This is a genomic window from Paraburkholderia sp., assembly GCF_035501035.1.
In the GTDB taxonomy this organism is placed as follows: domain Bacteria; phylum Pseudomonadota; class Gammaproteobacteria; order Burkholderiales; family Burkholderiaceae; genus Paraburkholderia.
On record NZ_DATJWR010000225.1, the window covers coordinates 109735 to 128352 of the forward strand.

Genomic DNA, 18618 nt, shown 5'->3' on the forward strand with positions numbered 1-18618 from the left:
GGCGCGGGCCGCGCCGGTGCGGGCGTTCACGGTGCGGGCGCTGCGGCCGCAGCGTCATTGGATGCGACATTGGTGATTTCGACGGCAGACCAGCCGCCGCCAATCGCCTTGTAGAGCGTAACGGTGTCGCTCAGGATCTGCTCGTGATTGGCGAGCAGCGAAAGCTCCGCGGAGGCGAGCGAACGTTCGGACTCCAGTACTTCGAGCTGGGACACGAGCCCTTCTTTCAACTGCGCCTCGACCTGCGCCGCAACGATGCGCAAACGCTCGTTCTGCTGCAGCAGCTCGATGCGCTCCTTCTTGTGCGCGTCGAGGTTCACGAGCGCGTTCTCGACCTCCTCGAACGCCGCGAACACGGTCTGGCGATACTCTTGCTCGGCAACCTTGCTCTGCGCCTCGGTCGTCTTGATGTGGGCGTGCACGCTGGGATCGAACATCGGAAAGTCGATGCTCGGCATGAAGCTCAACGTGAACACCTTGAACAGATCGGCGAGCGAAAACGCGGCCGTGCCGGCGCGGCCCGTGAGGCTGATCGTCGGCAGTTGCGCGAGCCGCGCGGAACCGACCTCATCGTACGATTCGAGAATACGGAACTGCGCGGCGACCACGTCGGGGCGGCGACCAAGCAGCTGCGCAGGCAGGCCCATGGGCACGTCGGGAAACTTTACGCGTTGACGCAGATGGCCCGCCGGCATCTTGAACTCGCCCGCAGGCACGCCAACCAGCGTGGCAAGCGCGTTTTCGGTCGTGTCGCGCGAACGGCGCAGCTCGAGCAGGTCGTTCACGAGCCCATTGATCTCGGCACTCTGGCGCAAGACCTCGGTTTTGGGCGCGAGGCCATTTGCGTACATCTGCTGGTAAATCGTGAGAATCTGCTTGTTCCTGTCGAGCGTCTGTTGCTCCTGTTCTATCTGGTCATCGTACTGGAGGATCTGGAAATAGGTGTTGGCCACACTCGCTACCAGCGTCAGATAGCCTGCACGCCAATCCGCTTCGCTCGCGTGGTATTCGGCCTTCTGGGCCTGCACGCTGCGCTCGACCTTGCCCCATATATCGATGTCCCAATTCACCTGCGTGGCGACGTTATAGGTCTTCGTGAGCGCCAGTCCGGTGCTCTTTTCATAGTCGATACCGGCTCCCGCGTCGACCGTGGGCAGCGCGCCGGCCTGCACCTCGCCGATCTGCGCGCCGGCCACGCCAATGCGCGCCGCGAGTATCTTGATGTCGACGTTGCCCGAGATCGCCTTGTCGATGAGCGAATCGAGGTACGGATCGTCGAATGCCTTCCACCATTGCGGATCGACGGTGTCGGCCGCTGACACAGCGGCATGCGTGTGCGCCCAGCTTTCCTTGGCCGGCATGTCCGGGCGGCGGTATGCGGGCGTGCTGAGATCCGTGCAGCCGCACAGCATCGAGGCACACAACCCCGCCGAGCCGATGAAGCGGGCCAGCCAGCGCATCGTGCCGCAACGTACGTATGCAGCGGACGGCGAGAGAGGTGTGTTCACGATCGACTCCTTGAGCGGAACGCGACGATGAGGTTGTGCGCAACGGGGGCGAGGGGAAATGCCGTGGAGGCGAGAGAGCCTCCACGGCTCTCGGCACGATCAGAAGTTGATCGTGTTGTGGGCCGTTTGCTTCGGGTTCACGGACGAAGAAATGCCCGACACGAACGCCGCGTCGTTACCGGTGTTGCTGACGATGCTGTTGGTCTGGCCGATGACCTGTTCGGCCGTGAAGCTCGTGTTGTCGACCTTCACGCTCGGCGTCGGGTAGTAGACGGGCCAAAGGCCGCCAATGCCCAGGTTGCCGCCGCGCACAGCGCTCATTTCACGGCGGTCGAGTTCTTGGGCGACGCTCAGGTCTGCGATCATCAGCTTGCTCATGACAGTTCTCCAGAAAAGTAAATGCCAGGATGTTGGCGGTCGAGCTGCAATGCGTTGCGGGCTCGCGTCAAACAAGGCATGAGGCGTGCCAGCTGCGCACCTGCCTGCCCTCAATGCGACGCATCGCCCGTTGCATAAGGACTTTGCCGGAGTTCGCCTGCATGTCGCGCGTCTTGTCGGCGCATGCTGTGAAAACATGCTGATGGGCGCGCGCCAACTGATCAGCCGAGTTATGTTGGCGTGCTACGAACACTCGAACGCTGGAGGGGGACGAGACGCGAAAACCGTGCGCCTCATGGAGAACAACAAGAGGGTGTGCATGCGCGCGGCGTTCGTGCACACGAACGCAACGAGCATTTCAAATCGTATGGATCACTTAACGTAAATGGTGATCTTCTTCGAATAGACGGGCGGATTGTGAGGTATGTGGTGGGCGTCCCCCATCAATAGTTGCAGCGTATGCTTGCCCGGTGGCAACTGGATCATCGTCTCGGTTTCGCCCGCGCCAAAATGCAAATGATTGCGGTCGGACGGAATGGGCTGATCCATCGGCGGCAGGTCTGTATCGATCAGCAGATGATGGTGCCCCGTGTTCGGATACGCGACGTCCTTGGGCGCCACGCCCATGTAACGAAGGCCGAACCACACGCGAAACGGTCGTCCTGCCGGCATCACCTGACCATCGTTTGGCCAGCCGATATAGACGAACGCTCTCGGGTCGGCCGGGGTCGTGCCCGCGTGCGCGGCACCACCCAGGAGCAGCGCGAGGCTGGCCGCAAAAACAAGGATCCTGTTCATGGCATGCACTCCGGCTTCCGGCTAAAGACGAACGGACGTCCCTCGCTACTTGACCGTGATCGTGATCTTCTTCGAATACACCGGCGGGTCGTGCGGCACGTGGTTGTAGTCGCCCATCAGCAACTGCAGCGTGTGCTTGCCCGGCGGAAGCTCGATACGGGCTTCCGTTTCGCCCGCTCCGAAATGAAGATGATTGCGATCCGACGGGATGGGCTGGTCGAGCGGCGGCAAGTCCGTATCGATGAGCAGATGATGATGTCCCGTGTTCGGCCGGTCGATGCCCTTCGGGCAAACTCCCATGTTGCGCAGCCCCATGCGCACCCAGAACTTGCCGGTGGGAATCGTCGCGCCGTCCGGCGGCCAGATGATGTACACCTCTGCGCCGGGTGGCGATGGGGTACGCCCGGCAAACGCGAGACGCGGCATCATGACGGCCGCTGCCAGGGCCAACAGTGTCTCTCTACGTCGCATCTTGATGCTCCTTCTTCGGCAGACGGCACGCGGCCGGGGAGTTCGGTGCGTGTTCTACAGCTTAGGACGGATTCACCTGGATGGACATAAATCGCCGCGCGTCACCGTGTTACTGCATCGGCGGCACGCGTGCTATTTTGTAGTTGTGAGCGAACGGTGCTTGCGCCGTTGGCGGGCGGCGTCGATAACGCCCGCCTCCTGCGAACGCGGCAGAGCAGCGCATCCTCGGCATTGAAAGGCGATGGCGCCTGATAGGGAGAAGGAACATGTGGCGGCTATTGGTGCCTGTGTGCATGTTGATCTCGCTCGGCCTGACCTCGACGACGCACCCGGCCGAGTCCGCTGCGCATGCCTCTTCGACTTCGGCACGCATGCTGCCCCTGGTGGCTGCGCAAACCCGCATCGAGTCCGCACACGCTCAAGCAGTCCCGCGCCGATATGGCGTCGCAATCGTGCGGGTCGGCCTGATGCCGAAAGACACATCCGAAGAGTACGAAATCACGTTCTGGAATTCGATCAAGGACAGTCAGTATCCGGCCGACTATGAGGCATATCTGAAGGCCTATCCGAACGGACGCTTCGCGCCGCTCGCGCAGGCTCGCCTTGCGCGCCTGCGCGCAGCCGCACCGAAACCGCCCTCAGCACCGGCGGCGCACGAGACGAGCGGCACCACGACGGCGGCACCTCCTCCACCCGCGCAGGCAAAGACACCGACACCACCTCCGCCGGCTGCTGCGCCGACGAAGGCAGCGCCCACCATCGCAGCCCCGGCGCAGGCAGCGGTGCCTGCGCCGACGAACATCGTCACGATGAAGGCGGGACCGCACGACATTCAGGACTGCCCAGCTTGCCCACTGTTGATCGCGGTAACGCCCGGCAACTTCGTGATGGGCATCGACACCGACGATGCATCCGAAAAGCCCGCGCATCGCGTGACGATCAGCCATAGCTACGCGCTTTCGAAATACGCGGCGACCGTTTCGCAGTGGAACGCCTGCGTCGCCGCGGGGGCTTGCCCGCGCTTGTCGAACGAGAACAACTCCGCACCGAACGCGCCCGTGCGCGACGTGAGCTGGGACGACGCGCAGCAATACGTGAAATGGCTCTCGAAGATCAGCGGCAAGCCCTACCGCCTGCCCACCGAGGCGGAATGGGAATATGCAGCACGCGGAGGCACCGAGACGCGCTACTGGTGGGGCAATGAAATGCGCAAGGGCACGGCGAACTGCAAGGATTGCGGGCCGCCGTGGCGCGTCGAGGCACCCGACGATGTCGGCTCCTTTCCGGCCAATCCCTTTGGTTTCTACGACATGGCCGGTGGCGTGTGGGAATGGGTGAGCGACTGTTGGCACAACTCATATAAAAATGCGCCGAATGACGGACACTCCTGGGACGAGCCCAACTGCCAGACGCGAGTCATTCGTGGCGGGTCGTGGCGCGACGGTGCGGGCTATATGCTCACCGCCACGCGGTTCAAATACGACAGCAGCGTGCGCTACAACGCCAATGGCTTTCGCGTGGCGCGGGACATGAAGTAGCGGGTTGCACAACGCTTTGGAGGCGGAGGCACCGCATGGCTTGCGATGTTGCATTCACTCGCCGGACTTTCCTCAAGGCCATGGGGAGTAGTGCTTTCACCGTGTCGGTGAGTTCAGTCACCGTGCTGATCTCGGCATGTTCGTCCCAACGCGGTGAGGTCCATTCGACCGGTAATGTCGAGGCAAACACCCACAACGCGCTGGAAGCCGCAAATGGCGGGCCGGATTGGGCACCGGAGCCGGGCAAGGCGCGCTGGCGCATCGAGGGCATAGGCAAAGTAACGGGTGCGAAGATCTACGCGCGCGACTACAAGGCACGCGATTTCGATGGATGGCCGAAAGAGGAAAACTGGTTATATGCGCTCAGATGCAATTGCGTCGACAAGAAGGTCGAAGGATTCGACTTGAGCGTATTGCCACGCCATCTTCGCCCCATTGCGGTGATATCCAGTGAGACACTGAACGACAATCACATTTATCCCTCGATGAAGCCGGACCCGATAAAAAATAAGGATATCTATCATTTTGCCCAGACAGGCTATCCGGCCGACTGCTATGGCCAACCCGTTGCCTTGTTGATCTTCGAAGACTTCGATACCTATCGCCATGCGAAGAAGCTTCTCGACTTCAACAGCGCGGTGATCCGCTACGGTGCGACGGTGGCGAGGGACGATAATCCGCCGGCCCTCTATTCGCCGCCCAAACTCTATGTGCGCGACGACGACAATTCGTTCTGGAACATCCACATGGAGACAGACAAAAACGGCAATCCAACCGAAGCATTCAAAAGCAAATGCGCCGCCATGGCCGGGGAGATCCGCGCGCTGGCTGCGCGAAACGTCAGTGGCAAAAGGTGGCACACGTTCAACGGCGCTTTCCGGACACCCGCAATCGATCCCGTCTTCATGGAGCCGGAAGCGGGACTGGCGTGGTATCGGCCGGAAACGGGAGCACTGGAACTGGTTCTCGGCACGCAATCGCCACGCGATGACGGCACGACTGCCGGCGAACTGTTTACCAACAGCAAGATCAAGATAAGCAGTGTTCATGTGACGGGATGCTATCCAGGCGGGGGGTTCGGCGGTCGAGACAAATCGTATTTTCCGCTCTATCTCGCACTCGCGGCGCCTTTCGCGAAGGGCGCTTTGCGTTGGCAGCAGTCACGCTACGAGCAGTTCCAGGTGGGACTCAAACGCTCCGAAACCGTATTTTCGGAGTCCATCTGGGTTGACGACAGCGGCAAACTCCAGGCATTGGACAGCACGTTCACGCTCAATGGCGGCGGCAAGGAAAATCTCACGGGCGCCGTCGGCGACCTCGCCGCCATGAGCGCGATGAGTTGCTACGACATTGCGCGTGCGGTTGCGCAAAGCGCCGTCACGTATACACCCGAAGTGTTCGGAGGCTCGCAACGTGGCTTCGGCGGACCGCAAGCCTTCCTCGCCATCGAAACGCTGATGGACGAGGCCGCCCAATCCCTGCACATGAGTCCATTCGATATCCGCCGCAGCAACCTGCTCGTGAAAGACCGCGGCAGGACCGTTACCGGCGCGCCGATCCGGTTCGACCTGCAGCTCGAACAACTGCTGGACCGGCTTGAAACGCACGCTTTATGGCGAGACAGGGAAATCACACGCGCACAGAGGCGCAAGCACGGGTTGCGATACGGCGTCGGGCTCGCGATGTCGAATCAGGCATACGGAACCGGGAAAGACGCCGTCTTCGCGATCGTCCAGATTCAGCCGGACACCAGTTTGCGCGTGCTCTCCCACTACACCGACATGGGCAATGGCGCGGCAACGACGTTGGCGCTCGCACCCGCCAACTGGCTTGGGCGCAACGCTCACGAGATCGTCATGAATGAAGTCGAGGCGTTCGCCAAAATCAAGGATTTCGACTATCGAATATTGGGCAAATGGCCCGACGACAGCCGCAGCTATGCCATTTCCGGCCCGTTTGGATCGTCGAGCGCATGCCTTGGCGCATTCCATCATTTTCAGGCCGTGGATCGTGCCGCAATGGCGTTGATGTTGCAGAGCGTATTGCCCGCCGCACGGCAAATATGGGGCAGCCCGCGTATCGAGTTGCAAGACCTCCAATGGAAAAATGGCAAGCTGAGCGCCGCTGGTAAAAAGCCGCTTGGTTGGTCAGCTTTGGTCGACGAGATCAACCGCACTCACCTGCATACGGTCGCCGCCGTGCACGTGACCTATGCCGGCGGATTCTGGAAGAGCAAGTACATCTTCAGTTCAGGCGCGGCCGAGATGGATTGCGACTTCGTGGCAGTAGGCACCGATACGACCAATCTGAAGGCCTTGCCTCGCGGCGGCCTCGTCCCGCCGCAAGATGCCGTCGGATACGGCAGGACGAACTATGCGCCCGCTGCCGCGCTTGTCGCGCTATCCGTCGCGCCCGATAGCGGGCACGTCAAGGTCGAGCACGTCGTCACCACGCTCAGCGCCGGCAGGCTGATTTGTCGTGAGATCGTCGAAGGCCAGTCGCAAGGTGCGGTTGCGATGGCGATGGGCAACGTGCTGAGCGAATCGTGTCCTTTGGGTGAACAAGGGCCCGGCAACGGCAGGTGGAATCTCGACCAGTACCTGATCACGCGTCTGACTGATGTGCCGATACAGGAGTTGATCACACTGCCGCCGCCCACGGAAAATGACCGCCATAGCGCTCGCGGAATCGGCGAGGCTGTGATGTGCCCAATCGCGCCGGCACTGCTGAATGCGCTGGCGATGGCGACAGGGCATCGCTTCAGGCAGACACCCGTGACGCCCGAAAAGATTCGCGAGGTGCTAAGGTGAGCGAAGCACAGGTGTACATCCACGTGAATGGGAAGCCGGTCACGGTCCCCGCAGCCGATGCCGACATGAGCCTCGCTGAATTCCTTCACGAGCGCCTCGACCTGACGGGTACGAAAGTATGCTGCGGCATAGGCGTATGCCGGGCGTGCACCGTGGGCACGCGCAGCAACAAGAGCGCGCTGATGGAAAAAACCCTCGCGTGCGTGACGCCGGTCAGTGCGGTAGCGAATCAACACATCTACACCGTCGAAAGCCTCGCGCAGGGATCGAGACTTTCGACACTGCAGCAGACATTCCTCGAGTCTTTCGCATTTCAATGCGGCTACTGCACCCCGGGATTCCTCATGGCAGCCACCGCCATGCTCGAACATCTGAAGGCATACCGCATCGGCCCCGATCAGCTAGAGGCCACGATCGACACGTGGGTGGGCGACAACCTGTGCCGTTGTACAGGCTACGTCAAGTATAGGGATGCGATCCGCAAGGTCGCGCAAATGCAGATGAAAAGTGGAGGATGAAGATGCCCGCCTCCATACGCTCGTTCGCGCTGTGCGTAATCGTCGCCGTACCGCTGGCTGCGTTTGCGCGTGAACAGTCGCTGCTCGAATACGGCGAGCAATGTGCCCGGGAAATTGGCGCGATACCGCCGTTCAACTGCAACGACGGAACGGACATACCCATAACGGTCAACGGGAAACCGCCCGCGCGAGGCGAAGCCCCGAAGCTATGCGACAAGCCCTCGTTGCTGCACCCGACAGTCGAAGTGCCCGGACAATGCGTTCCCTTCTCCAGGATACTGAATCTGTCGCGAGGCGATACGCAGATATCCGCGTACTGCCGTCGAGACAAACTGCGTGACGACAAGGATCCTGTCTATGATGAAGTCGTCGTCGTGGCACATCACGCGGGCAACGGCAAAACCTGCTGGTTCGACTCCAGATCGCCCGTGGGCGCCGATGGAATCGACGCTTCCCGGGTGCCACCGCCAAACGAGCGAACGCCACCGCAGGGGCACCCGTCCGCAGTCGAATTCTGGACGACACCCGCAAAGATAGCCGCCGCCAAGCCCACTTGCATCTCCTGCCATGATGCCGGACCGTTTATCTTCAGCCCTTATATCGGGCAGGTGTGGGACAAGGTGCCCACCGATCCTTGGGGGAAATATACGAGCATCGGCCCTGCGTTCTCGTCATTTCACCCCGCGACGATCAGCACGCCTGGAAACACCTGCATTGGCTGCCACCGCATAGGAAGCGACCAGAGTTGTGCCGCTTACATCGGGCTCTCCACGGGCCGATTGCCTGCGCCGGGGAACAGCCGGCTCGCCAACGGCTACCCGCTTAGCCACTGGATGCCAACCGATAACAACATGAGCCGGGATCAGTGGAATGCGGCAAACGTCAGATCGGTCGATGCGTTGCTGTCCTGCTGCACGGACAAAATACACAGGAACCCGAACTGTACCTTCACTTCCATTCCTGGCAGTGCGAATGGCAGGTAGATCCTGTCACCACGTGAGGAGGCCTCGAAATGCCACAGGAAAACGGCGAGACAAACGTCATATCGGACGTCACGAAGACTCTGCAGACGTTCGATCTGCTTGAACTGCAGCAGTACACGCGCGAAAAGAGCTATTCGAGCACGGCCAGCAAGGACTTTCACCTGTTCTACGTGGGCCGCGACGACGTACATGACATCCTGAAGTACGTGCTCTCACGTGCAAGTGTTTCCTTGTACATGAACATGTTTGGATTTGACGACGAGGAGCTCAACGATATTCTCATGCAGCAGGCCCGCGACCCAAGCATCACCATGATGATCACCCTTGACAAGAGCCAGGCAGGCGGAGTGCATGAAAAGACGCTGCTCAATTCCGATATTGCCGCGGACCCAGCCAGGTTCAACACGTACTTTGTGGTCGGGCAATCGGCGACCCATCAAATCAGTCATACGAAGGGATTCGTGGCCGATGGCAGGGTCGGCGGGGAAGGATCGGTGAACTGGTCTGCTGCGGGCGAGGGGACGTTTGTCGTCAGGGGCCAGCCGGGTGGCCCGGGTTACAAGGCGCAAAACAACACACAAACGATCTTTACCGATCCCGACACGATCAACCGGTTTCAGACAGAACTAGTCGCCGAGCACATGATCGCGATGGGACAGGAACCTGCTGCGACCGCAGCAACCTCAACGGCCAGAGCGGCGGCGAGCGGCACGAAGCGTCGTGCAGCAGCGAAGGGGCGTTAATCAAAGGGGGCAGTCTGGTCTGGATGTCGAAGGACCAGATCGCGTGCCGCCTGGGCGTTCTTCCGGGCTACGAGGCGCGCGTTGCGAATGTCGGACGCGGTGCTCCCGCGCCACCCGTAGTCTTCCAGGCCCCGTGGCTCGCGCGTGCTGACTCTTCGCGACTGGTAAGCGCGGCACTTGCCGTTGCGCTGCTCGGCGGTCTTTTCTTCGCGAGCTCGCGCGTCCGCATGCAAGCATGCGCACACGTCGTTGGCGTGTTTTCCCCCACTGTTGCAATTATTGGCATGCTGCTTTTCATCGCCGCGTTTTCTCGTGGATGCACGCAAGAATCGCTCGCCACGATTTCGCATATAGAAGGCGTAGCAATGAATGCGCGCATTGCCCTGCGCGTGAAACGATGACCATACGATGCAACGACACATGAACGTTGAATCGGCGGCCAAATCGCAATGACGGGCAAGCTGATCGTCGTTTCTAAATCTGTTTTCATCTGGATGAGGGCCGCAACTTAAAACTCGCGATCCGATTGCATACCGATAATGCCTGCCAGTTTCAGGACGGTGAGGAACGCAGGATGCAAAGGCCGATGTCGATCGATCTCGCCAATGCATACGGCGAGCACGCGGTCTGCGTGAAGATCAATGGTCAGACCGCACTGCCAGAAGCCTGCGATGTCGACGGCCTCATCGAGGAACTCAGCGAGCTGCGCGTGCACATGCAACCGGCCGTGCCCGAACAGCCGCTGCGTACGCGTCAACACGTGCTCGAAATCGATCCGTGCTGATACACGGAACGCAGCCCGCTATTCGATGGTGCCGTGGTGTTTCTGCGCCACATCGGCCTGGGCTGGGCCGGTTTCGCTATCCCGACCGAAAGCATCCATCGGCTCAAGGCCACGCTTTCGGCGCACGAAGCCGCTGCGCGGCGCGACGCGCTGGCTGCGCGCTAGCGCTGCCCAACTGAGCGCGCAGCCAGCGCACAGCATCTTGGCGCCAGCCCACACACGCAGCGTGCACGAGGCGACGACGCTGTCTTGGGGTGTCGAAGCCCGTGCTCGCCCATGCGCCTGCATCATCGCCAGGAACTCCGCCCATGAATCAGTTCCAGGCCATGCGCGTCTTTACACGCGTCGTCGATCCAAGCAGCTTCAGCCTCGCCGGCAAGCAACTCGGCATGTCCGCGGCCGCGGTCACGCGCAGCGTCGGCATGCTCGAAGCGCATCTGAACATGCGCCTCTTGAGCCGCTCTACGCGCACTGAGCGCGCCGGGCGAGACGCCCGAACAAGCGGTTCGACGAATCAACAGATGAGCGGCATGCGTTTCGCGTGTCGTTTGCTTTTTACGTTAGCAAACACGTGTGCCCTGGCGCGGATAGGTAACCGGTTCCCACAAACGGTTACCTCGGGGTGAGCCCGGGTTCGGGCGCGGAACAGACGAAGGAAGAAGGAACCCTAAGCTGATAGCCGAAGCGGCCGATGGTCTCGATGCGTACTTCGATGGCGTGGAGTTCGAGCCTGCGGCGCAGGCGCGAGACGATGAGATTCACGGTTGAGGCGTCGATGTCGTCCTTTTCGGGCCACACATAGCAGATCATCTGGTCGCGCGGCACGGGTGCGTTTGGCTTGCGCAGCAGGCATTCGACCAGCAGGTATTCGCACGTGGTGAGCGGCAGGCGTCGCACGCCCTCCATGAGGTCGCGCGTGAGCGGGTCGAGCCGCACGAGCGGCGTGCCGGCGTGGACGCGCGAGCCACGGCGCAATGCGAGCATACGCTCCTGCATTTCGAGGACCGACCAGGGCTGCACGACGCATGCATTGGCGCCCGTGCGCAGGCGCGAGAGGCTGGCACCGCAGCGCGAATCGAAGTAGCGCAGTTGTCGGTGCAGGCCACTGTCGGTCTCGCGCGTCACGGAATATACGATCACGCGGAGCTGTCCCATAAGCGCGAGCGAGAAGCTCGCTGCATACGTGAGCGGTGAACCATCGGAACGTGGTGGTCTGCCAATAGTCGCTGCCGATGTCCCGCGCGCACGACAACGCGCGCGATAACGCCGTGACGAACGGGCCACGCCCGAGACCTCGAAACCGTTTCTCGCGCTATCGCGCTTTTCCGTTCGTCGCCGGTTCATCAAAAGGCGGATTCATTGTGAAGTCATGGTTGAAGTTTGCATGGGTACCGTTTGTGGGAGCGCTGAGCGCAAGCGCGGTTGCCGCGCCACATCTGACGCTTCAGGAATGCCGCGTTACCCGTTCGTGAAGCACAGCGATGGGATGAGCCCTGCGGATCTGGTGCGGGAGATCAAAGAACTCGAGGCAGTGGGCTCCGAGCCGCGCGCCGAAGACGCCGACTATGCCGCCGGTATCAGGGCCGCCCAGCAGCGTCTCGCGGACGTGTATCGCAGTAATTGCACGCCGCAGCGCTCGGCGGCGGGGTGACCTTGCCCCCCGTTCCAGACTGAGGGCTTCGCGGGCACTGTCTGTAGGTCACCAGGTTTTGTTGTGCGGTGCACCTCAGCGGGTGGCTGGCCGGCAAACCATCGACCGCTCCCATATTCGGTGACCTGAGATGGGTAACCGAAAGTGGGAGGAACGGATGAGTACAGTCGGACTTCACCTGCGACTCATTCCGGGGGAAACAAGGTCGTGTGGAAGAGAGCCTGTCTGGCGCGGCGGCGGCGCACACTATCGCGACAATTCCGAGCAGCAGCCTCCAAAGTACCGCTGTTCGATCCCATAAGTGGTTACCTCTGGATCTGGATGTCTCCCATATCTGGGAACCATTTATGGCATTTCTCAAATAAATCATTGGATTAGATTAAAAATTTAAGGTTTAACATGAGAAATGTGGCATCCAGGTGACAGTCTATGGTTCCCGCGAAGCCTTGGTACATCTACAAGGTAACCAGCAATGGGTCCACGGAAGTTGGTGTTCGCTCACATGCATTAAGGTGCCCGGTTTTGGGAGACGTCTTTCTCATCGGACGCTGGTTTCAGTGTTTACCTTTTACGCTTTAACAACTTTAGTAAACCTTTAGGAGCCGCAAACCCTTACCAGGTAAGGCTTTGCGGCCGATTTGGTGGCTGGTTATGGGATTTGCGGTTCCGGGTATGGGAACTTCGGGTTGTGGATATGGGGTTTCGGTAGCCAGACATGGGGTTTGTGGGTTGTGGATATGGGGAGAAGGTTGCCCACTATGGGAAAAGCGGCGGTTCTGCCCTCAGGTAACCATCTATGGGACGTACAGAAGGTCACTACCTATGGGACGTTTTGCCTGATCCGAGACTTGTTGACGGGTTGGCTGCTGCGAATCAGGTATCTGGTTATGGGAACAGGGTTAGGTAACCCGCTATGGTGGGACTTCCTGGGAGGGCACATAGGTTCCCACTACCGCTGAAAGCAGGTTACCGCATGGATCTTTGGTCTTGGCTAAGGTCGCTCGGTGAAGGTGGCGATTTATGGGAAATCGATATGGTTACCAGTTATGGGATCGGTTTGGGAGCGCCACACCGGCAAAGGCCGGGCTGGCACATCTTGAGGTAGCCGATTATGGGAGAGGCTTCAGGTTACCGCCTATGGGGGCTCCTGGCGATCTGCGTACATGTCGGTGGAGCCGTTGTGCGCGGTCCGGGCTGCACGCATCCAGTTCCCATAAATGGGTACCTGTGGAGAGCTTCTCCTAAAAGTATGCACTCACATTCCGCCGAAAGGTTACCTGCTATGGGAGTGCATTGAGGGCAAGTCGGCTTGAAGGTAACGGCTTATGGGATCTCTCGAGAGGTCCGCTGGGAGCGCCTTCGAGGGATTTCGAGCGTCCAGACCAAGGGCGAAATCTCCGGCTGTCAATCCTCTTCGTGCCTGGATGTCGTGCCTTGTCACGATTGCGTTTGCGGTCTTGAGTCACCTGGTCGGTTGGTATACAGTTACCAACCGACCAGGTTCCCTTTCAACGTGGGTCATATGGCAAAAAAAAAGGCCGATACCGGCGACGCCGACAAACAAGGTGCACTCGTATTCCAGCAAGGCCAGCCGCCTGATCTGTTCCGCAAGGCGGTCCCGGCGATTCATATCGCACCGAAGTCCGGGTCGATCAGCCTCCAGCAGCGCAAGATGTTCAGCTCGCTGATCAAGAACGCCATTCGCCAGGATTCCCTCGAACGCGGCCGCTCCTCGTTCGAGATCACGATCTCCGCCCTTTCTCAGGACGTCGATCTGAACAGCAACAACACCGAGTACGTCAAGGAAACGATCAACTCGCTCATCAGCACGGTCGTCAACTGGGACTACCTCACGCAGGACAAGCGCAGCATCTGGAAAGCATCCGGTCTGCTTGCCGGTGCGGAGCTCGAGCGCTCGGTGCTGCGATATACATTCTCCGAGCAGATTCGCGGTGAACTGCTCAATCCTGAAATCTACGCGATGATCGACATGCGCATCACGCGTCAATTCAGGAAGGCGCATTCGCTCGCGCTGTGGGAGAACGTGGTCCGCTACGAGGCGGTGGGCGTGACCGCGCGTTTTCCGCTCGCGACCCTGCGCGATCTGATCCTCGGGCAGGACACTTCGGCACAGTCGTACAAGCTCTACAAGCAGTTCAAGAGCCGCGTACTGGTGCCGTGCATCAAGGAAGTGAACGAGATTTCGGATCACACGTTCGAACTCATCGAGCACAAGGTTGGGCGTACCGTCGTCGCCTTGCAGTTCCGTGTGACGCGCAAGCCCGAGACGGATCCCTCACAGGAACTGCGTGCAAACGAGACGCTGCTGATCGGCGAGATGTCGAAGTTCAGCATTCCGGTTTCGGAGGCGCGGCGCCTGCTCAAGCAATATGGCGATGAGAAGATCCGCACGGCGGTGGCCTACACGGCCGCGCGCGTCGCGCAGAAGAGTGCGGCACCGCTGGCAAACGTTGCCGCGTATTTCCGCAAGGCGCTCATGCAGGGCTACCAGTTGCCCGGAGCGAATGCCGCAGCGCCTGCCGCGGACGCCGGCCGGGCACGCGAAAGCCAGGATCAGGTCAAGGACCGGTACATCGCGGCGAAGATCAACGAAGCGCGTGCCTATTTCAACGAACTCGAGTACGACGACCAGACAGCGCTGATCAAACGCTACAACGAGACCGTCGGCATGGACAAGCTGAAGGTCTCGACGGCGAAGGTGCCGAGCAAGATGGCATCGACGAACTTCTTCCGTTGGGTGGTGCTCGACACTTGGGGGCAGCCAACCGCTGCCGACCTGCTCGAGTTTTTGCTGAGCGGTCAGCAGGCGCCGATGAGTGGCGAAGGTCAGCCGGCAGCGGAAATCGAGCTTGCGTTGAAGTCGCGAGACGAATGAGATTGATGGACGAAAGTTTGACGGCGGCTTCGGCCGCCGTTTTTTATTCTCTTGTAAGCGTATAGGGGGACGCGCCCAAGAGATTTAGCCAAATATCCCTATAAGCATCTCGTTTATAAATTTTGGTTCGATAACTTCTACAGATTAGCTGGTCTCTGCGATCTATTCGGGAATCAAAAGAGAGGGACAATTCGACTTCTGATTCGCGCTTCTCTAAGGATGCATGGCTTGCTGGTTCGAATCCTGTAGCCGTCGTGTTTGTGCTGATCTCCACGTGGAGATTGTGTGAGTCGCGCGAGGTGCCAAACCTGTGTCGCAAGAGCGTCCGGACTCGGAATGCATGCTTGGGGTCGTTCCGGGCATGATGCGCGGCTAAGCATCATCGCAGTACGGCGGCACAGTAGATGGGGCTATGGCGATCGCGGGGCCATGAGCAAGGCGAACAGCCCTCTTCTACCGTTGCAATGAATGTGGCTTGTTAAGCAAGCAACTGGAGATCGTGTGCATTGTCCGTTCACGTGACGCTGCCGAGAAAGCCGATCTTGGATGGTCTTTCTGCAGATCTCTACGTGGAAATTCTTGGCGCCACGAGACCGATTAGCGAATTCCCAACAAATCCCCATTGCCATCACGCGATTGACCGAGGGCTGATTGAATCAGCGGCTCTCCACGTGGAGACTGCCGTGAAGCAGCCTTCGGTCCCGCAACCCTAACCCAAGGCATCAACGCATCATTCTCTTGAGATCCAGTCCGGTGAGCTACGCACTATCCAAGCGTCAAGCGAGGCTAGAAATAGCGCTGATTTGCGACACGCGAATGGGCATCACCGTCTGCCTTGATGCCGTCACCTGATCTCCACGTGGAGATCGACACTCCCTCTTCGGAAGCTCTAAACACCGACAACCCGGTCGGAAGCAACGCATCTGTCTCGCCCAAATCTTGTCCATTTAGCCAGTTGGTTGTGATCTGACAACGTCTGAGACAGAAATCCTAGAATTTACTTTAAGTTGCCGCTAGACTGCCGAATGACCTGCTGGAGTCTTCACGTGGAGAGTGCGCGGAAGGCTGGCCCGCTGATTGAACAACGCATGGAGAATCGAATGGGACTCGTGATAGCCGTAGCGAACCAAAAGGGTGGGGTTGGCAAGACTACCACCAGCATGAATCTGGCTGGGGCGTTTCAGGCTGAGGGCTACAAGGTATATGTGGCCGACGCCGATGGCCAGCAATCGTGCATGAGTTGGTGTGCGGCTGCAGGTCCTGAAACTCCGTTGCCGTTTCGGGTCGGCAGCATTCACAAGCTCGAAAAGATGATCGGGCCGGAGATTGCAGCACTGGCCAACGATTACGACGTCGTGATCGTCGATTGCCCGCCTAACATCAATGACCTGACGACGGCACGCGTCCTCGCCGTAGCTGATGCCACCGTCATCCCGACCGATGCGTCGCCAATCGATATCTGGAGTAGCGAGGGGATGATGGAGTTGGTCGAGCGCACGCGTGTCGCCAATCCGGCTGGAAAGTTCGCAATTTTGCTGAATAAATCTAATTCGAAGACGCTTCTGCACACGCAAATGAGCGCCATCCTCGCTGAGAGCAATGTTCGCGTGTTCTCGACGACCATCAAGCAACGTGAGCTCTATCGCCAGACGGCCGCGCTAGGCCGTACTGTTTTCGATGTGCGTGGTGTACGCGGGACGAAGGTCGCGAAAGACGAGATCAGCGCGCTCTATGGCGAGATCATCGCATTGGTCCAGGAAGAAGAGGAGATTGTCGATGGCCGCTAAGCTCAATTTCACCAGCAAGGTTCGCGCGGGCATGGCTGCAGAGCGCGTTTCGGCGGGCGAGCGTCTCGCCGAGGCCGATGTCGTCAATATCGCGCTGCGCGATGCCGGTGCCCCGGGCACCGACGCTAGTCCGGATGCTCAGCCGACCGAGAGCACAGATGCGCCGGTGACCCCGCATGCGGTCCGGAGAATTCCTGTCGAGGACGTCGTCTCCAATCCGTACAATCCGCGCGCGTTCTACAGCGCCGAGACGATCGATGAACTGGCCGAAAGCTTTGCTGCTCAAGGGCAGATCACCCCGATTCTCGTCACAAGGCTCGCGGCGTTTCCTGGTCAGTATGTGATCGTCGACGGCGAGCGACGCATTCGCGCCGCGCGTTCGCGCGGAGACAGATTCATCGACGCCGATGTCCGCGAGGGCCTCGACAATCAGAATTTGTACCTGCGTGCCTATCACGCCAACAAGGAGCGCGAAGAGCAGACAGTCTTCGACGACGCGCTCGCATGGAAGAAGCTGCTCGACGATCGTGTCTACGTCGATCAGGTCGAACTGGGCGTGGCCGTTGGCGAAGACCCGAAGTACATCAGCAAGGTGATCTCGCTCACGTCGTTGCCACCGTACCTGCTTCAGCGGATGGCACAGAACCGCAAGGATATCGGTCTTGGACATGCCTACAACATCAAGCTGATCTTCGACCGCGCTGGCGCGCCGGTCGCCGAGCATTGGCTCCAGCAAGTGATCGAAGGGAAGGCCAGTGTGCGCAAGCTCGAGGCGGCGGCTTCGGCCGAGGCGGGCGCGCGTCGCGTCGGCCCGCGTCGCACGCACTATCAATCGCGCGTGCAGTTCAATCGTCCTGATGGTGTCGCGCTGGGCGAATTGAAGCTGTTCGGCGACGGCCGCGCGGAGCTGAGTCTGAAAGGCATCGCGCCACCCGATCAGCAGCGTCTGGCCGAGCGCGTGAAGGCAGTTGTCGAGCAATGGGCCTCGGAAATGGACACATCTGAGGCGGCCTGAGTGTCACCCACATTGGCATATGAGGGGCAGGAAGGGCGTCGTTGGACGCCCTTTTTTATCGTTCATGCCACCCGCGCAAGGCAATCCACGAGGGGAGGGGTCGAATCCGTGAAACAGGTCTGGCGAACGCAATATGGCGAAATAATCGTTTAAAATCAATCAATTGAGTGCCATTTCCTAGAATGTTTCACGAAGCAGAGTCGCTAGGTGAGCATTAGATCGCAATTTTCCGGTCCTCACCATAGGGCAAATGGGTTTGTCCGACATAATGTACTGAATGAAACGTAATTTGTAGTGTATCGATAGGTGTCAATCGGTGGGAGATTGACAACGGTCGCACCCCAGGTCATCCTTTGGAAGATGAACTGCCGCCTCTTCACGATTGCGCTGATTATTCGCACCATTCAACGAATGGTGGGTTAGCGTACGTCTGGCAGCAATGACAACAACCCGCCCCAAGAGGCGGGTTTTTTGTTTCCGCCTCCTGGCCAAAACGAAAGTGAGTACAGGAGCCGTCATGCAGGTGCATCAAAGCCGTCCCGCCCCAGAAGCCGCCAAAGTTCCCGAGACCCGAAGCGCCGAGAACGACTATCTCAGGAAGATCCTCACCGCCCGCGTCTACGACGTGGCCCGCGAGACCGAACTCGAGCGCGCCCCGAACCTCTCCGCGCGCCTGCGCAATGCCGTCTTTCTGAAGCGCGAGGACAACCAGCCGGTGTTCTCCTTCAAGCTGCGCGG

Annotated in this window: 16 protein-coding genes and 2 pseudogenes; 13 read left to right on the forward strand and 5 right to left on the reverse strand. The window is 59.8% G+C overall.

Going from position 1 to position 18618, the window contains the following annotated elements:
• Positions 1 to 26 precede the first annotated feature (26 nt).
• The 4 genes from VMJ11_RS16555 to VMJ11_RS16570 all read right to left on the reverse strand — a co-directional run bounded on the left by VMJ11_RS16555 (position 27) and on the right by VMJ11_RS16570 (position 3155).
• Positions 27 to 1460: an efflux transporter outer membrane subunit gene (locus tag VMJ11_RS16555; protein ID WP_325620484.1), complete on the reverse strand. Its 1434-nt coding sequence runs from the start codon at positions 1458 to 1460 to the stop codon at positions 27 to 29.
• 147 nt (positions 1461 to 1607) lie between these two features.
• The gene (locus VMJ11_RS16560) at positions 1608 to 1886 is read right to left on the reverse strand and encodes a hypothetical protein (protein ID WP_325620463.1); all 279 of its coding nucleotides are present in this window, start codon (positions 1884 to 1886) and stop codon (positions 1608 to 1610) included.
• A gap of 372 nt (positions 1887 to 2258) precedes the next feature.
• The gene (locus VMJ11_RS16565; protein WP_325620464.1) at positions 2259 to 2684 is read right to left on the reverse strand and encodes a DUF4399 domain-containing protein; all 426 of its coding nucleotides are present in this window, start codon (positions 2682 to 2684) and stop codon (positions 2259 to 2261) included.
• Positions 2685 to 2729: 45 nt separating this feature from the next.
• On the reverse strand, positions 2730 to 3155 hold the full coding sequence (locus VMJ11_RS16570; RefSeq protein WP_325620465.1) for a DUF4399 domain-containing protein: 426 nt from the start codon (positions 3153 to 3155) through the stop codon (positions 2730 to 2732).
• A 266-nt stretch (positions 3156 to 3421) separates the two neighbouring features.
• Between VMJ11_RS16570 and VMJ11_RS16575 the strand changes: the two genes are divergently transcribed.
• From VMJ11_RS16575 to VMJ11_RS16610, 8 genes and pseudogenes are all read left to right on the forward strand, one after another.
• Complete coding sequence (locus VMJ11_RS16575; protein ID WP_414694412.1) at positions 3422 to 4693, forward strand: formylglycine-generating enzyme family protein; 1272 nt, start codon at positions 3422 to 3424, stop codon at positions 4691 to 4693.
• A 35-nt stretch (positions 4694 to 4728) separates the two neighbouring features.
• The gene (locus tag VMJ11_RS16580; protein WP_325620466.1) at positions 4729 to 7503 is read left to right on the forward strand and encodes a xanthine dehydrogenase family protein molybdopterin-binding subunit; all 2775 of its coding nucleotides are present in this window, start codon (positions 4729 to 4731) and stop codon (positions 7501 to 7503) included.
• Positions 7500 to 8021 (forward strand): (2Fe-2S)-binding protein, encoded by a 522-nt coding sequence (locus tag VMJ11_RS16585; RefSeq protein ID WP_325620467.1) that lies wholly within the window; start codon positions 7500 to 7502, stop codon positions 8019 to 8021. The genes VMJ11_RS16580 and VMJ11_RS16585 overlap by 4 nt, the downstream gene beginning before the upstream one ends.
• Entirely contained in the window at positions 8018 to 9004 is a 987-nt protein-coding gene (locus VMJ11_RS16590) for a hypothetical protein (protein WP_325620468.1), read from the forward strand. Before VMJ11_RS16585 ends, VMJ11_RS16590 begins: the two co-directional genes overlap by 4 nt.
• A 29-nt stretch (positions 9005 to 9033) precedes the next feature.
• Positions 9034 to 9747, forward strand: a complete 714-nt coding sequence (locus tag VMJ11_RS16595; RefSeq protein WP_325620469.1) for a hypothetical protein — start codon at positions 9034 to 9036, stop codon at positions 9745 to 9747.
• 574 nt (positions 9748 to 10321) lie between these two features.
• On the forward strand, positions 10322 to 10531 hold the full coding sequence (locus tag VMJ11_RS16600) for a hypothetical protein (protein ID WP_325620470.1): 210 nt from the start codon (positions 10322 to 10324) through the stop codon (positions 10529 to 10531).
• A gap of 33 nt (positions 10532 to 10564) precedes the next feature.
• The gene (locus tag VMJ11_RS16605; protein WP_325620471.1) at positions 10565 to 10696 is read left to right on the forward strand and encodes a hypothetical protein; all 132 of its coding nucleotides are present in this window, start codon (positions 10565 to 10567) and stop codon (positions 10694 to 10696) included.
• Between the two features lie 143 nt (positions 10697 to 10839).
• Positions 10840 to 11022: pseudogene (locus VMJ11_RS16610) on the forward strand (LysR family transcriptional regulator); the annotation flags it as partial.
• Between the two features lie 121 nt (positions 11023 to 11143).
• Here VMJ11_RS16610 and VMJ11_RS16615 read toward each other — a convergent pair.
• On the reverse strand, positions 11144 to 11671 hold the full coding sequence (locus tag VMJ11_RS16615; RefSeq protein ID WP_325620472.1) for a winged helix-turn-helix domain-containing protein: 528 nt from the start codon (positions 11669 to 11671) through the stop codon (positions 11144 to 11146).
• Between the two features lie 310 nt (positions 11672 to 11981).
• On the opposite strand from VMJ11_RS16615, the gene VMJ11_RS16620 reads away from it, so the two are divergent.
• From VMJ11_RS16620 to VMJ11_RS16640, 5 genes and pseudogenes are all read left to right on the forward strand, one after another.
• Positions 11982 to 12182 carry a hypothetical protein gene (locus VMJ11_RS16620; RefSeq protein ID WP_325620473.1) on the forward strand — a complete coding sequence of 67 codons (201 nt, stop codon included), beginning with the start codon at positions 11982 to 11984 and terminating at the stop codon, positions 12180 to 12182.
• A 1522-nt stretch (positions 12183 to 13704) separates the two neighbouring features.
• The gene (locus VMJ11_RS16625; RefSeq protein WP_325620474.1) at positions 13705 to 15078 is read left to right on the forward strand and encodes a replication initiation protein; all 1374 of its coding nucleotides are present in this window, start codon (positions 13705 to 13707) and stop codon (positions 15076 to 15078) included.
• Positions 15079 to 16178: 1100 nt separating this feature from the next.
• Positions 16179 to 16865, forward strand: a complete 687-nt coding sequence (parA, locus tag VMJ11_RS16630) for a ParA family partition ATPase (protein ID WP_325620475.1) — start codon at positions 16179 to 16181, stop codon at positions 16863 to 16865.
• Positions 16855 to 17880 carry a ParB/RepB/Spo0J family partition protein gene (locus VMJ11_RS16635; RefSeq protein WP_325620476.1) on the forward strand — a complete coding sequence of 342 codons (1026 nt, stop codon included), beginning with the start codon at positions 16855 to 16857 and terminating at the stop codon, positions 17878 to 17880. Before parA ends, VMJ11_RS16635 begins: the two co-directional genes overlap by 11 nt.
• Positions 17881 to 18397: 517 nt before the next feature.
• Positions 18398 to 18618 (forward strand): annotated as a pseudogene (locus VMJ11_RS16640) (hypothetical protein); the annotation flags it as partial.

Excerpts from the sequence above, each read along its gene's own strand:
- VMJ11_RS16555 (WP_325620484.1), bottom strand. The coding sequence starts at position 1,460 with ATGCGCTGGCTGGCCCGCTTCATCGGCTCGGCGGGGTTGTGTGCCTCG.
- VMJ11_RS16560 (WP_325620463.1), bottom strand. The coding sequence starts at position 1,886 with ATGAGCAAGCTGATGATCGCAGACCTGAGCGTCGCCCAAGAACTCGAC.
- VMJ11_RS16565 (WP_325620464.1), bottom strand. The coding sequence starts at position 2,684 with ATGAACAGGATCCTTGTTTTTGCGGCCAGCCTCGCGCTGCTCCTGGGT.
- VMJ11_RS16570 (WP_325620465.1), bottom strand. The coding sequence starts at position 3,155 with ATGCGACGTAGAGAGACACTGTTGGCCCTGGCAGCGGCCGTCATGATG.
- VMJ11_RS16575 (WP_414694412.1), top strand. The coding sequence starts at position 3,422 with ATGTGGCGGCTATTGGTGCCTGTGTGCATGTTGATCTCGCTCGGCCTG.
- VMJ11_RS16580 (WP_325620466.1), top strand. The coding sequence starts at position 4,729 with ATGGCTTGCGATGTTGCATTCACTCGCCGGACTTTCCTCAAGGCCATG.
- VMJ11_RS16590 (WP_325620468.1), top strand. The coding sequence starts at position 8,018 with ATGAAGATGCCCGCCTCCATACGCTCGTTCGCGCTGTGCGTAATCGTC.
- VMJ11_RS16595 (WP_325620469.1), top strand. The coding sequence starts at position 9,034 with ATGCCACAGGAAAACGGCGAGACAAACGTCATATCGGACGTCACGAAG.
- VMJ11_RS16600 (WP_325620470.1), top strand. The coding sequence starts at position 10,322 with ATGCAAAGGCCGATGTCGATCGATCTCGCCAATGCATACGGCGAGCAC.
- VMJ11_RS16620 (WP_325620473.1), top strand. The coding sequence starts at position 11,982 with ATGCCGCGTTACCCGTTCGTGAAGCACAGCGATGGGATGAGCCCTGCG.
- VMJ11_RS16625 (WP_325620474.1), top strand. The coding sequence starts at position 13,705 with ATGGCAAAAAAAAAGGCCGATACCGGCGACGCCGACAAACAAGGTGCA.
- parA (WP_325620475.1), top strand. The coding sequence starts at position 16,179 with ATGGGACTCGTGATAGCCGTAGCGAACCAAAAGGGTGGGGTTGGCAAG.
- VMJ11_RS16635 (WP_325620476.1), top strand. The coding sequence starts at position 16,855 with ATGGCCGCTAAGCTCAATTTCACCAGCAAGGTTCGCGCGGGCATGGCT.